The organism is Variovorax paradoxus (genome assembly GCA_016806145.1).
Lineage (GTDB): Bacteria > Pseudomonadota > Gammaproteobacteria > Burkholderiales > Burkholderiaceae_C > Variovorax.
Window position 1 is genome coordinate 4,192,423 of the sequence record CP063166.1, and the last position, 12,981, is coordinate 4,205,403.

Annotated in this window: 12 protein-coding genes and 2 riboswitches; of the genes, 10 read left to right on the forward strand and 2 right to left on the reverse strand. The window is 71.2% G+C overall.

The window, feature by feature from the left end:
• The first annotated feature begins 5 nt into the window (after positions 1–5).
• Positions 6–602, forward strand: coding sequence for an immunity 22 family protein (locus tag INQ48_19660; GenBank protein QRF55603.1), 597 nt, complete (start codon positions 6–8; stop codon positions 600–602).
• A gap of 33 nt (positions 603–635) precedes the next feature.
• Here the strand turns inward: INQ48_19660 and INQ48_19665 are convergent, their stop codons facing one another.
• Positions 636–1,433, reverse strand: coding sequence for a helix-turn-helix transcriptional regulator (locus INQ48_19665; protein ID QRF55604.1), 798 nt, complete (start codon positions 1,431–1,433; stop codon positions 636–638).
• A 139-nt stretch (positions 1,434–1,572) separates the two neighbouring features.
• Here INQ48_19665 and INQ48_19670 point away from each other — a divergent pair, with 139 nt between their 5' ends.
• The 3 genes from INQ48_19670 to INQ48_19680 all read left to right on the forward strand — a co-directional run bounded on the left by INQ48_19670 (position 1,573) and on the right by INQ48_19680 (position 4,088).
• Positions 1,573–2,766, forward strand: a complete 1,194-nt coding sequence (locus INQ48_19670) for an MFS transporter (GenBank protein QRF55605.1) — start codon at positions 1,573–1,575, stop codon at positions 2,764–2,766.
• A gap of 148 nt (positions 2,767–2,914) precedes the next feature.
• On the forward strand, positions 2,915–3,445 hold the full coding sequence (locus tag INQ48_19675) for a nuclear transport factor 2 family protein (protein ID QRF55606.1): 531 nt from the start codon (positions 2,915–2,917) through the stop codon (positions 3,443–3,445).
• Positions 3,446–3,554: 109 nt separating this feature from the next.
• Positions 3,555–4,088 carry a hypothetical protein gene (locus INQ48_19680; GenBank protein QRF55607.1) on the forward strand — a complete coding sequence of 178 codons (534 nt, stop codon included), beginning with the start codon at positions 3,555–3,557 and terminating at the stop codon, positions 4,086–4,088.
• A 2-nt stretch (positions 4,089–4,090) separates the two neighbouring features.
• Here INQ48_19680 and INQ48_19685 read toward each other — a convergent pair whose 3' ends face one another.
• Positions 4,091–5,062 carry a LysR family transcriptional regulator gene (locus INQ48_19685; GenBank protein ID QRF55608.1) on the reverse strand — a complete coding sequence of 324 codons (972 nt, stop codon included), beginning with the start codon at positions 5,060–5,062 and terminating at the stop codon, positions 4,091–4,093.
• A gap of 217 nt (positions 5,063–5,279) precedes the next feature.
• Between INQ48_19685 and INQ48_19690 the strand changes: the two genes are divergently transcribed.
• The 6 genes from INQ48_19690 (at position 5,280) to gcvT (ending at position 12,942) form a co-directional block, all read left to right on the forward strand.
• A complete protein-coding gene (locus tag INQ48_19690; GenBank protein ID QRF60809.1) occupies positions 5,280–6,536 on the forward strand; it encodes an MFS transporter in 1,257 nt (418 codons plus the stop codon).
• A 32-nt stretch (positions 6,537–6,568) separates the two neighbouring features.
• Entirely contained in the window at positions 6,569–7,642 is a 1,074-nt protein-coding gene (locus tag INQ48_19695) for a porin (protein QRF55609.1), read from the forward strand.
• Between the two features lie 39 nt (positions 7,643–7,681).
• Positions 7,682–9,190 carry an FAD-dependent monooxygenase gene (locus INQ48_19700; GenBank protein ID QRF60810.1) on the forward strand — a complete coding sequence of 503 codons (1,509 nt, stop codon included), beginning with the start codon at positions 7,682–7,684 and terminating at the stop codon, positions 9,188–9,190.
• 4 nt (positions 9,191–9,194) lie between these two features.
• Positions 9,195–10,538 (forward strand): amidohydrolase family protein, encoded by a 1,344-nt coding sequence (locus INQ48_19705; GenBank protein ID QRF55610.1) that lies wholly within the window; start codon positions 9,195–9,197, stop codon positions 10,536–10,538.
• Complete coding sequence (locus INQ48_19710; GenBank protein QRF55611.1) at positions 10,535–11,494, forward strand: alpha/beta hydrolase; 960 nt, start codon at positions 10,535–10,537, stop codon at positions 11,492–11,494. The genes INQ48_19705 and INQ48_19710 overlap by 4 nt, the downstream gene beginning before the upstream one ends.
• A 22-nt stretch (positions 11,495–11,516) precedes the next feature.
• Positions 11,517–11,600: riboswitch (glycine riboswitch) on the forward strand.
• Between the two features lie 20 nt (positions 11,601–11,620).
• Positions 11,621–11,727, forward strand: a riboswitch (glycine riboswitch).
• Positions 11,728–11,742: 15 nt separating this feature from the next.
• Positions 11,743–12,942 carry a glycine cleavage system aminomethyltransferase GcvT gene (gene gcvT, locus INQ48_19715; GenBank protein QRF55612.1) on the forward strand — a complete coding sequence of 400 codons (1,200 nt, stop codon included), beginning with the start codon at positions 11,743–11,745 and terminating at the stop codon, positions 12,940–12,942.
• The last annotated feature ends 39 nt before the right edge of the window (positions 12,943–12,981 follow it).

Here is a 12,981-nt window from a genome sequence, read left to right on the forward strand (position 1 = left end):
CCTGCATGCCCGCTCGAAAGAAGCATGACGAGGCGTACATCCGCGCGCTGGTCGACGAAGCGCTGAACCGCACGCCGACCGGCGGCTTCCCCGCCCTGGAGAAACGCGAGGGCCTCAAGTCCGGCACGCTGTTCGACTGGGTGGCGACGTACGGTCCGCCCCGGCCGGAGCGCCCCTTCGAGTCGCTGCACTTCTGGATCGGCAACGCCACGCAGGGCGAGGAGGCGTTCATGCGCTATTTCGACCACGCCGGGAACTACTGGGATCTCGAGGTGGAAGACATCGAGGCGGCGCCCGGCGACGTGACCGGCTGCGGCTTCTGCATCGATGCCGGCATGAAGTTCCTCTACGACGAGGACCTGCTGCAGGTCATCTGGTTTCCCGAGCCCGTGCCGGTGCGCCGGATCATCGACGAGAGCACGATCGAGTCGGGCGCCGCGACCGAGCGGGTCGCGCTGGCCTGCGCCGATCGCGGCATCGTGACCGCCAACGCGGGCTTCGTCTACGCCGATCCCACCTGGCCGATCGACGATGCGGGCAAGACCTACAACGGCCTGCCCTACATCGGCCGCTTTCGCTCGAAGGAACGCCGCCGCTCCTGAATCCCGGACCCCGGCCTTCTGCCGGCGCGGATGCTAGGCCTCGCGCTGCAGGTACTGGCTCGGCGGCATGCCCAGCGTGCGGCGGAACATCGCGGCATAGGCGCTCGGGCTCTCGTAGCCGTGCGAGAGCGCCAGCTCGAGGATCGAGGCGCCGGCCGCCAGCCGCGGCAGGCTCAGCAGCAGCCGCGCCTGCCGGCACCAGGCGCCGAAGCTCATGCCGGTCTCGCGCTGGAACAGGCGCGCCAGCGTGCGCGCGTTCATGTGCAGCCGCTTCGCCCAGGCCTCGAGCGAGGCCGGCAGCGCGGGATCGCGCACCAGCTCCTCGCACAGCGCCGCCAGGCGCGCATGGCGCGGCATCGGCACATGCAGCGAGAGCGCGGGAGCGCGCTCGATCTCGTCGAGGATCAGCTCCATCACGCGTTCGTCGCGCCCGCCCCGCGCATAGTCCAGCGGCAGCGCGATCGCGCTCACGATGAGCTCGCGCAGCAGCGCATCGACCGGGATCACGCGGCAGTCGGCGCCCAGGCCGGCGCGGGTGCCGGGCTCGACGAAGACGGTGCGCATGCGCACGTCGCCCGCCATGCGGATGCCGTGGACCATGCCGGGCGGCACCCAGGCACCGCGCCCCGGCGGCACCACCCAGCTGCCGGCCTCGGCGCGCACGATCATCACGCCCGAGATCGCATGGATCAGCTGGCCGCGCCGGTGGCTGTGCGGCGGTATCTCCGAATCGCCCACCGCATCGGTGGCCAGCACCGCGACGGCGCGCGGCGTCGACTCGCCGTGCGTGGGGCGCAGGTCGAATTCGATGGGCGGCTGCAGCTTGTCCATTTCTCGACGATCCTTGTTCTTTCGTAGCGAGATCATCTTCGCATGGCTTCCTAGCATGGCCCGGCCTCGACACGAGGTTTCACAGAAAGGGCTATCGCATGCAATCCAATCCGCCGCCGGCCACCCCGGGAGGCCGCCGATGAACAAGGGCCGCCTCGGGCTTCTCACCGGCACCCACGCCGTCAACGACCTCTACCAGGGCCTGGTGCCCGCGCTGCTGCCGCTGATGGTGCTGGAGCGCGGCTACAGCTACACGGCCGTGAGCGGGCTGATGCTCGCGGCCACCGGACTGTCGAGCGTGGTGCAGCCGCTGTTCGGCCTCTATGCCGACCGCCATCCGCGGCCCTGGCTGGTGCCGGTGGGCTTCCTGGTGGCGGCGCTGGGCCTGGTGCTCGCGGGCCTCGGAAGCAACTACCTCTGGACCTGGCTCGCGACGGTGCTGTGCGGCCTTGGGATTGCCGCCTACCACCCGAGCGCCACCGTGGCCGCGCGCGCGGCCGGCGGCGCCTCGCAGAAGGCGATGAGCGTGTTCTCGGTCGGCGGCACCATCGGGGCCTCGTTCGCGCCGGTGCTCGCCACCACGGTGGTCGGCGGCGGCGCGCTGTCGCGCAGCTACCTGCTCGGGCTGCCCGCGCTGGCGATGGGCGCCGTGTGGCTGCAGGCCAACCGCGGCCAGGGCGCGGCCAGCGCGGCAGGCGCCGGCGCGGCCCGGCGCGCGCAGGCCGCGGTGCAGCGAGCGCCGAACGACTGGCGCGCCTTCGCGCTGCTGGTGACCACCATCGTCGGCTGGTCGATCCCCTACGTGACGGTGCTGTCGATGCTCTCGCTGCGCATCACGCGCGACCTGCAAGGCTCGGCCTTCCAGGGCGCGGTCGCGCTGACCGGCTTCACCGCCGCCGGTGCCGTGGGCACCCTGCTGGGCGGCTGGCTCGGCGACCGCATCGGGCGCATGGGCACGATCCGCGCGGGCTACCTGCTCGCGGTGCCGGCCATGGCCGGGCTGGTGCTCGCGTCATCGCCCGCCTGGGCGCTGGCCTGCACCGCGCTGCTGGGCCTGTGCATGTTCCTGCCCTTCGCGGCGCAGGTGACGCTGGCGCAGGACTACCTGCCGCGCAATCCCGCCACGGCCAGCGGCATCACGCTGGGACTCGCGCTCTCGGTCGGTGGCCTGGTGTCGCCGCTGTTCGGCCTGCTGTCCGATGCGCGCGGACTGGGCGTCACCCTGAGCGTGGTGCTGTGCGTGCTGTGCGTGGCGGCGGTGCTGTCGCTGCGCATGCGCAACCGCTCGCTCGACGCGGCCACGATCGCGCCGCGGCCCGCGCGCGCCGCCTGACCACTGGAACCGGTGAGTGCGCGAGGACCTGTCGTTGCGGCGGGCGTACAGCCGCGACGATCCGACACATGCGGGCCGGGTTTCACTGCCAGAATCGAAAAACGCCCTCGGCGAACGGTTCCGACATCAACACAACCAGGACAAGCGCATGAATCGATTCCTTCCCCGTCTCCGTGCAGGTGCCGTGCTCACGGCTGCAGCGCTGGCCGCGATGGCCCCCGCCATGGCGGCCGACGCACCCGCGAAGGCACCGGCGGCGCCGGCCTCCGCCGCGGCACCAGCGGCAGCACCGGCCGCGGCCGCACCAGCGGCAGCGGCGCCCGCCGCGGCCAGCGCCGCCGCGCCGGCCGAGGTCGAGGCCGCCGTGCGCGCCTGGGCCGCCGCCTGGGCCTCGAAGGACGTCGACAAGTACCTCGCCAGCTACGCGAGCGACTTCCAGCCTGCCAAGGGCAGCAGCCACAAGGCCTGGGAAGAGGAACGCCGCAAGCGCATCGGCAACAAGTCGAGCATCAGCGTGAAGGTCGACAACCTCGTGGTCAGCGTCAGCGGCAACACCGCCACCGCGAAGTTCAAGCAGAGCTATGCCGCCGACAAGATCAAGGAGAGCGGCCGCAAGACGCTCGAGCTGCAGCGCATCGACGGCCGCTGGCTGATCCGCAAGGAAAGCGCGGGCGGCTGAACGCCGTCGCGCGTGTCGTCACCGCTTGAGCCTTTGGTGTTCCGCGCTTCATGAGGGTGTCATGCGCATCCGCCAAGCTCGGGCTCCATCCCGGACCCGGCGGCACCGCATGTTTCCCACCAAGACCGACAAGGCGCGCGACGAACTCCAGGGCGGGCAGCGCACCCTGAGCCAGCGCGAGCGCGCGCTGCTGCTGATGGCCGACGGCCGCCGTTCGCTGACCGACTTCAGCCCGCTGTTCGCGAGCCGCGGCGAGGCCGAGCAGGCGCTGATGACGCTGGTGGAACGCGGCTACCTGCACGCGCCGCAAGCGCTGCAGCCCGCGACGCCGGAGCCGCAACCGGCCCCGGCCGCCGAAGCCCTCCACGTCGCGACCGCCGCCGACACCTTCGACGGCAAGCGCTCGCTGGCCACCACGCGCATGTTCCTGTTCGACATCTGCGAGCGCATGTTCGTGCGCCGCGATCCACGCTTCGCGCTGCAGATGCGCGACGCGCTGCGCGAGGCACGCGACCGCGAGGCCATGCTGACCATCGCCGCGCTGATGCTGACCGAGGTCGAGAAGACGGCCGGCACCGAGCGCGCCGAGTCATTGCGCGAGCGCATCGACCGGCTGCTGCCGCCAGCCGAAGTGGTGCACTGAGCTCAGGCGCGCCGCCGCGGCGACGCTGAACGCGCGGCCGGCGGCGCGACCTTCAGGCTCTTCACTTCGGGCAACGACTGCGCGGTCTCGCGCAGCAGCGAGCGCAACCAGACGATCGCCGGATCGCGGTCCTGGTGCTTGTGCCATTGCAGCTTCTCGGTGAAGCCCGGGATCTCGATGGGACAGGGCTGCAACTGCAGCGGAAAACGCCGCGCCATCTGGTGCGCGAGCCGCGTCGGCAGGGTGGCGATGCGCGCGGTGCCCAGCAGCAGCTCCGGCACCAGCGTGAAGTTGGGCGCGATCACGTCCTGGCGGCGCGTGCGCCGGCCGGTGGAGATGAGCCGCGCGTCGAAGGTCACGCGCCGGCCGCCGGCCCATTCGATGCCGACGTGGGCGGACTCGAAGTACTGCTCGGCGCCGAGTCGCTTGCCCTTGACCGGCTGGTCGAGGCACAGCAGGCACGAGAAGGTGTCCTCGAACAGCGGCTCGGACGGATGCCCGGGCACGATCGCGAAGTCGGGCGAGATCAGCAGCTCGATCTCGCCGCTGTCGAGGTGCTCGCGCATCTGCGGGCTCATGGCGCGCAGGTCGAACTGCATCAGCGGCGCGAGCGTGGCCGCGCGCCGCACCACCTCGGACAGCAGCACGCTGATCACGTAGTCCGAGGACTCGATGGTGAAGCGCCGGGTCGAGGTGGCCGGGTCGAAGCCGGGCCGCGCGCGCGTGATGGTCTGCAGTTGCAGCAGCACGTCGCGCACCGGCTTCATCAGCTCGTTGGCGAGCGCGGTCGGCACCTGCGTCTTGCCCACCGGCACCAGCAGCTCGTCCTCGAAGTACTCGCGCAGCCGGCTCAGCGACAGGCTGGTCGCAGGCTGGCTCAGGTACAGCCGCTCGGCGGCGCGGCTCACGCTGCGCGTGGTCAGCACCGCGTCGAGCACCACCAGCAGGTTGAGGTCGAGTTTGTTGAAGCGCATGGGTCGTCTCCTTGATGTGCGCGGATCTTCGGCAATTTGCGCGGCAAATGCATTGCATTTAAAGAATGAATTTTGCATATGCATCGCGGCCCCGGATCATCCGCCTCCAACGAGCCATCGCGAGCTCGCAGAACAAGCAACCGGAGACAAGATGCAAGACCAACGCAAGCGCGCACGCGCGCAGTGGGCCCTGGTGGCCTGCCTGACCCTGCTGAACATGCTGGCCCAGATCGACAAGAACATCCTGGTTCTGATGGTCGGTCCGATCCAGCGCGACTTCGGCGTCAGCGACATCCAGATCAGCTTCCTGATCGGCACCGCCTTCGCGGTCGCCAACATCCTGGTCGGCCTGCCGGCCGGCTGGCTGGCCGACCGCTTCGACCGCCGCCTCGTGATCGCCACCGGCGTGCTGGTCTGGTCGGCGGCGGTGGCGGCCAACGCGGCGGCCACCGCCTTCATCGCGCTGGTGATCGCACGCGCCGTCGTCGGCGCGGCCGAGGCGCTGACGCCGCCCTCTTCCTATTCGCTGATCCGCGACGGCGTGGACGAGCGGCGCCGCGCCCGCGCACTCTCGGTCTACACCATGTCGATGATGCTGGGCACGGGTCTCTCGCTGGTGCTCGGCGGACCGCTGCTGCACCTGGTGCAGGCCTCGGGCATCCATGCGCTGCCCTTGGTCGGCGAGGTCTCGGCCTGGCAGCTGACGCTGTTCATGATCGGCGTGGCCGGCCTGCCGCTGAGCCTGCTGATCTTCTGCTTCAAGGACCCGCGCTCGCAGCGCGATGCCGCCGCCCGCCCGCAGGAGAGCCTGCGCACCGTGCTGCGCTGGCTGGCCGGCCAGCGGCGGCTGTTCGTGCCGCTGTTCGCCTTCGCGGTCGGCAGCTCGATGATCGGCTTCGGCATGGCGGCCTGGATACCCACCATGATCGCGCGCCGCTGGGGTCTCGAGCTGCGCGACATCGGCCTGATGCAGGGCGGCCTGCTGCTGACCATGGGCCCGCTCGGGCTGTGGCTGGTCGGCGTGGCGCTCGACCGCGCCACCGGACTCGCGGCGGTCGCGCGCATCGGCGCGGTGGTGGCCGCGGCCACCACGCTGTTCAGCGTGTCGATGTGCCTGACCGGCGATCTCACGGCCTTCTGGGTGCTCGATGCGCTGGTGGTGCTGTGCTCGTGGAGCTTCATGGCGGTCGCCTCGACCTTCGTGGCGCGCACCGTGCCGGCCGGCGGCATCGGCATGGTGATGGCGATCGTGCTGGTGCTCAACGGGCTGATCGCGCAGTCGGGTTCGCCCACGCTGATCGCGCTGGTGGCGCGCCATCTCTACGAGGGCCAGGCGCTGGCCCTGCCCTCGGCGATGGCCACGGTGTTCGCGCTCTCGGGCTGCGTCGCGGTCGGCGCGGCGCTGTTGCTCGGCGGGCGGCTCGCGCGGCGCGAGACGTCGGGCGTGGCCCTCGAGCGGCGGATGTCGTCGTGATCCCGCAGCAGCCTTCCGGGAGCCATACCCTCATGATCCAACGCAACACCCAGGCCCTGCTGCTCGCCCTGTCGGGACTCTCGCTGGCGCAGGGCGCGCAGGCCCAATCGGAACTCAAGCTGTCGGGCCTGCTCGGCAGCGGCGTGCTCTACACCCGCGACTCGGGCGGCCGCAGCCAGCTGCAGATGACCTCGACGCATGCCGCGCCCTTCCTCGCGCTAACCGGCAGCGAATCGCTGGGCGGCGACCTGCGCGCGATCTTCCGCTGGAGCAACTCGGTCTTCGTCGACAGCGGAACCCTCGCGCCGCTCGAGAGCTACCTGGGCCTGAGCTCGGGCACCTGGGGCACGCTCACGCTGGGCGCGATGTACGACCTGCTCGCCGACGCGACGCCCTTCACCTCGGAGCGCTACACCTCGCTGCTCGCCACCCATCCCGGCAACCTGGACCGCACGGTCGGCAACGCGCTGAGCAACCTGGTCAAGTACAAGTCGCCGGTGTTCGGCGGCTTCCAGTTCGGCGCGATGTACGGCTTCGCGGAGGCGGACTCGACCACCAACGTCGGGCGCGCCGTCGGCGCGGAACTCAGCTACGCCAGCGGGCCGCTGCAGGCGCTCGCGATCTGGGAGTCGGTCAAGGGCATTCCTTTTGCACCCGCGACCCGGCTCGGCGTCCCCAGCCTCTACGGCGTCGACGTCGCCAAGGCGCCGGGCACGACGCTGTCGCAGACGCAGGACACGGCCACGGTCGGGCTGGCCTACACCAGCGACGGCTGGCGCTGGATGGGCAACTACAGCCACACGCGCCTGTCGGCGGCCGGGCTGCAGCAGACGGAGACCGCGCGAACCATCGACGTCGGCGCCTACAAGTACCTCACGAACCAGCTGCGCATCGGCGGCGGCTATTCGCTCACGAAACTCGCGAGCTACCGCTGGGATCAGGTGCACGGCCACATCGACTACGCGCTGTCCAAGCGCACCAGCCTGTACCTGCTCGGCGTGCTGCAGAAGGCGGGGCCCGGGCAGAAGGCGGTGCTGCGCAGCCAGGCCGTGGCCGGAGGCCGCCGCCAGTCGGCGTTCGAGGTCGGCATGACGCACGCCTTCTAAAAAGTTTTCTTCCAAGGAGATCGAGTGACCGGAGATTCAATGCAGTGGGACGTGATCGTCGTCGGTGGCGGCCCCTCGGGGCTGACCATGGCGGCCGAGTTGGCGGGTTCGGGCGCGCGCACGCTGGTGCTGGAGCGGCGCGTCGAGGGCGTGCAGTCGCGCGCGGGCACGCTGCTGCCGCGCGTGCTCGAGCTGTTCGATGCGCGCGGCATCGCCGACCGCTTCATCGAGCGCACGAGGCAGATCCTCGACTACCCGTTCCGCTCGAGCCACATCTGGGCCGGTTTCCAGTCGATCGAGTGGGAACACCTCGACACCCGCTTCGGCTTCACGCTCGGGCTGCCGCAGAACATGACCGAGGAGATCCTCTGGGACTGGGCGGCCGAGAGCGGCGCCGAGCTTCGCCGCGGTGCCGAGGTGCGCTCGGTGCGACAGGACACGGAGGGCGTGGAGATCGAGGTGGCCGACCCGTCGGGCGCGACATCGACCCTGCGCGCCAGATACCTGGTGGGCGCCGACGGCGGCCGCAGCACCGTGCGAACCCAGTGCGGCATGCCCTTCGAGGGCCACTCGGGCACCTTCCGCGGCATCGTGATCGACGCCGAACTCAGCGCGCCCTGGCCCGGCGGCCGCACCGGCGCCGACAACGAGATGGGCTGGGTGCGCGGCTATGCCTTCGGCGAGGGCATCACGCGCTTCAACATCGTGCACCGCGACCGCCGCCATGCGACCAAGGACGAGCCGGTGACGCTCGAGGAAGCGAAGCAGTGCCTGCGCGACGTGCTCGGCAGCGACTACGGCATCGAGGGCTTCCGCTGGGCCTCGCGCTTCGACGATCAGATGCGCGCCGTGCCGCGCCTGCGCCAGGGGCGCGTGTTCCTGGTCGGCGAATCGGCGCGCATCCACTACCCGGCCAGCGGCGTCGGCATGAACTTCTGCCTGCAGGACGCCTTCAACCTGGGCTGGAAGCTCGCGAACGTCGTCACGGGCGTGGCCGACGAGGCCACGCTGGAAAGCTACGACGCCGAGCGCCTGCCGGTGATGCATGCGCTGCTCGAGAGCGTGAAGGCGCAGTGCGTGCTGCAGTTCAACTTCGAGCCCGATGCGGTGGCGCTCAAGCGCCGGCTCGCGCGGCACATCATTCCGCTGCCCGAGGTGCAGCGCCAGCTGGTGCTGGAGCTGTGCGGCCTCGAACAGCCCTACCCCGGTCGCGCGGGAGAAGCCGATCGTCACCCGCTGGCCGGCCAGCGGCTGCCCGACTTCGATCTCGTCACGCGCGATGGCCGCTCGGTGCGCGTCGCCGAGCTGCTGCGCGAGCGGCGCTTCCTGCTGCTCGACCTCGAAGGCAACTCGCGCCAGTTCGAATCGCTGGACTTGCATGGCCTGCCCGTGACCCTGGTGCCGGCCCGCGTGGCACGCGTGCCGCCCGCCATGCGCGGCGTGCAGGCGATGCTGGTGCGGCCCGATGCCTATGTGGCCTGGGCCAGCGCGGACGTAGCGCGCGCCGCCGAGGTCGAGGCCGAACTCTCGCGCTGGATGAGGAGGTGATGCGATGAAGAACGACCACAGGCCATTGCTGATCGCGGGCGGCTGGGTGCTGAGCATGGACCCGGCCATCGGCGAGCTGCGTCACGGCGACGTGCTGATCGAGGGCGAGCGCATCGTCGCGATCGCGCCGCGCATCGACGCACCCCAGGCCGAACGGATCGAGGCGGACCGCATGATCGTGCTGCCCGGCTTCGTCGACACGCATCGACACACCTGGCAGAGCTGCGTGCGGCATCGTTATGCCGACATCGATTCGCAGATCTACTTCGCCGAGATGCTGGGCGCCAAGGGCGCGGCCTACCGTCCCGAGGACGTCTACACCGGCACCTTGCTGGGCGCGGTCGCGGCGCTCGACAGCGGCATCACCACCATGCTCGACTGGTCGCACGTGCAGAACAGCCCCGAGCATTCCGACGCGGCGATCGCGGCGCTGCGCGACGCCGGCATCCGCGGCGTGTTCGCGCACGGCTGGCCGCTGGTCGACGGCGCCTCGTGGATGTTCGGCAGCGAGCGCGGCCATCCGCAGGACATCCGGCGGCTGCGCGAGCGCTACTTCTCGAGCGACGACCAGCTGCTCACGCTCGCGATGGCCGCGCGCGGCCCCGAGATGGCGCGGCGCGAGACCTGGCTCGGCGACCTGCGGCTGGCGCGCGAACTCGGCATCCGCTCGAGCATCCACATGGGCGCCTACGCACGCAACGCCGCCGTGCGCGGCATCGCGCAGATGCACGAGGCCGGCGTGCTCGGCGACGACCTGACCTTCGTGCACTGCTGCTGCTCGCACCATGACGAGTTCGCGATGATGGCCGACGCCGGCGTCAGCGCCTCGCTCGGCGTGCACTGCGAGCTCAATGCGCAGGGCATGGGCGACATCCCGTTCGACCGGCTGCTGGCCGTGGGCATCCGGCCCAGCCTCAGCGGCGACACCGAGACCAAGTGCGCGGGCGACATGTTCACGCAGATGCGCCATGCCCTGGCGTACTACCGCTCGTGGATGGGCGGCGGCCATTCGAAGACGACGAACGCCCCGGCGACGCTGGGCCTGCGCGACGTGCTGGGCTTCGCCACCGTGGCCGGCGCGCAGGCGAACGGTCTGGCGCACAAGGTGGGCTCGCTCACGCCGGGCAAGCAGGCCGACGTGGTGCTGATCCGCGCCGACGATCTGAACCTCGCACCGGTCTCCGACGCGGTCGGCGCGGTGGTGCTGGCGGCCCATCCGGGCAATGTCGACAGCGTGTTCGTCGCGGGCCGTCCGGTGAAGCGCGACGGCCGCCTGCTCGATGTGGACCTCGATCGGCTGCGGCAGCGCGCGGCGGATTCGCAGGCCTATGTGCTGGGGCTGCAATGAGCGCGCCGCTCGATCCCGAGCTCGCCGCGATCGTCGCGGCGATGCGCGCGAACAAGGCACCGCCGCCGTTCTCCGGCACGCCCGGCGAGGCGCGCGAACGCATGCGTCGCGCGGTGATGGCGGCGCGCGAGCGCACGACGCTGCCGGTCGTGGCTTCCACCGAGGACCGCGTCGCCGAACACGAAGGCCTGCGCGTGCCGGTTCGGATTTACCGGCCCGTCTCTACCGAAGCGGTGTTGCCGACCTTGGTGTTCCTGCACGGCGGCGGCTTCGCGCTCGGCAGCGTCGAACTGATGGACGACATCGCGCGCAAGCTCTGCCGCGACGTCGAGGCCGTGGTGGTCTCGGTGGACTACAGGCTGGCGCCCGAACACCCGTTCCCGGCCGCGCACGACGATGCACTGGCCGCGACCCGCTGGGCGCTGGACCAAGCGGAAATGCTCGGCGGCGATCCGTCCCGGGTCGCCCTGGCCGGCGAGAGCGCGGGCGCCAACCTGGCCGCCTGCGCCGCGCTGGCGCTGCGCGGCCATACGCGGCCGCTCGCGGCCCAGCTGCTGGTGGTGCCGGGCCTGGACATGGCGCGCGACGTGGCCGCGATCGAGGCCCGCGGCATCGACTACCCGATGCTCGCGCCCGCCGACCTGCGCGAGATCGCCCGGCTCAGCATGGGAACCTTGGCCCACCGCGCCGCCGAGGTGCCGCCCTCCCCGCTGCGCGCGGCGAACGTCGCGGACCTGCCGCCGACCCTGATCGCCGTCGCCGGCCATGACCCGCTGCGCGAGGAAGGCCTGGCCTACGCGCACCGGCTCGAGGCGGCCGGCGTGCCGACCCGGCTGCTGGCCTTCGACGACATGTTCCACCCCTTCTTCGGCTTCTTCGCCCACTCGGCCGCCGCCGGCCGCGCCCACGACGCCATCTGCCAGGCGCTGTCGGACCGGCTGCGCCGCCGCGGCTGAAGCGGCCCGCAATCCACTACACTCGCCCGGGTCAGGAGAGAGCCCCGCACGGGGCCGCCGAAGGCGCAGGGAACCCCCGAACGCTCAGGCAAAAGGACTGACACAGCGCCGGCCTTCGCGGGACGGCGTTTCCTTGCTGGAGAGAGGCCGGTGCCGCAGGCGCCCGGTCCACCGAAGGAGCAAACCCCGATCGTGGGGCGAATCTCTCAGGTAAAGCGGACAGCAGGGGTGGCCCCATGGCGCGAGCCATGGCATTCGATTGCTGCCCCCAGGAGTGCCCCGTGGCTGCTTCCGCCCCCGAATCCGAACTGCTCAAGACCCCGCTGCACGCGCTGCACCTGGAACTCGGCGCCCGCATGGTGCCCTTCGCCGGCTATTCGATGCCGGTCCAGTACCCCGCCGGCCTGATGGCCGAGCACAGGCACACGCGCGAGGCCGCGGGCCTGTTCGACATCTCCCACATGGGCCAGCTGCGCCTGTCCGGCCCCGATGCCGCGGCCGCCTTCGAGACCCTGATGCCGGTCGACGTGATCGACCTGCCCGCGGGCAAGCAGCGCTACGGCCTGCTGCTCGACGACCAGGGCGGCATCCTCGACGACCTGATGTTCTTCAACGAAGGCAACGGCTCGCTGTTCGTGATCGTCAACGGCGCCTGCAAGGTGGCCGACATCGCCCACATCCAGCAGAGGATCGGCCAGCGCTGCCAGGTGCAGCCGCTGCCCGATCAGGCGCTGCTCGCGCTGCAGGGCCCGCAGGCCGCGGCCACGCTGGCGCGGCTGTCGCCCGGCATCGAGCGCTTCGTGTTCATGACCGGCGGCGCCGTGCAGATCGGCGGCATCGAAGCCTTTGTCACGCGCAGCGGCTACACCGGCGAGGACGGCTTCGAGATCTCGGTCGCCGCGAAGGAGGCCGAGGCGCTGGCGCGGCTGCTGCTGGCCCAGCCCGAGGTCGAGCCCATCGGCCTGGGCGCGCGCAACTCGCTGCGGCTCGAGGCCGGCCTGTGCCTCTACGGCAGCGACATCGACACCGGCACCACGCCGGTCGAGGCCTCGCTCAACTGGGCGATCCAGAAGGTGCGCCGCACGGGCGGCGCGCGCGCGGGCGGCTTCCCCGGCGCCGAGAAGATCCTGGCCCAGCTCGTGGCCGCCACCGGCGCGGCCGGCCACCTCGACCACGACACGCTCAAGCGTCGCCGCGTCGGCCTGGTCGCGCTCGAGCGCATCCCGGTGCGCGACGGCACGCCGCTGCAATCCTTCGAGGGCCAGGACATCGGCCAGGTCACCAGCGGCCTGCTGGGCCCGACGGCCGACCGGCCGGTCGCCATGGGCTACGTGGCCACCGCCTTCGCCGAGCCCGGCACCCGGGTGCAGGCCATCGTGCGCGGCAAGCCGGTGCCGATGGAGGTGTCGACCCTGCCCTTCGTGCCGACGCGCTACTACCGCGGCTGACGACCCGACATCCGGCGGACCGCCGTCGCGGCTAACCTA

Coding starts and splice junctions, on each gene's coding strand:
- INQ48_19660 (QRF55603.1), top strand. CDS start 6: ATGCCCGCTCGAAAGAAGCATGACGAGGCGTACATCCGCGCGCTGGTC.
- INQ48_19665 (QRF55604.1), bottom strand. CDS start 1,433: ATGGACAAGCTGCAGCCGCCCATCGAATTCGACCTGCGCCCCACGCAC.
- INQ48_19670 (QRF55605.1), top strand. CDS start 1,573: ATGAACAAGGGCCGCCTCGGGCTTCTCACCGGCACCCACGCCGTCAAC.
- INQ48_19675 (QRF55606.1), top strand. CDS start 2,915: ATGAATCGATTCCTTCCCCGTCTCCGTGCAGGTGCCGTGCTCACGGCT.
- INQ48_19680 (QRF55607.1), top strand. CDS start 3,555: ATGTTTCCCACCAAGACCGACAAGGCGCGCGACGAACTCCAGGGCGGG.
- INQ48_19685 (QRF55608.1), bottom strand. CDS start 5,062: ATGCGCTTCAACAAACTCGACCTCAACCTGCTGGTGGTGCTCGACGCG.
- INQ48_19690 (QRF60809.1), top strand. CDS start 5,280: ATGCTGGCCCAGATCGACAAGAACATCCTGGTTCTGATGGTCGGTCCG.
- INQ48_19695 (QRF55609.1), top strand. CDS start 6,569: ATGATCCAACGCAACACCCAGGCCCTGCTGCTCGCCCTGTCGGGACTC.
- INQ48_19700 (QRF60810.1), top strand. CDS start 7,682: ATGCAGTGGGACGTGATCGTCGTCGGTGGCGGCCCCTCGGGGCTGACC.
- INQ48_19705 (QRF55610.1), top strand. CDS start 9,195: ATGAAGAACGACCACAGGCCATTGCTGATCGCGGGCGGCTGGGTGCTG.
- INQ48_19710 (QRF55611.1), top strand. CDS start 10,535: ATGAGCGCGCCGCTCGATCCCGAGCTCGCCGCGATCGTCGCGGCGATG.
- gcvT (QRF55612.1), top strand. CDS start 11,743: ATGGCATTCGATTGCTGCCCCCAGGAGTGCCCCGTGGCTGCTTCCGCC.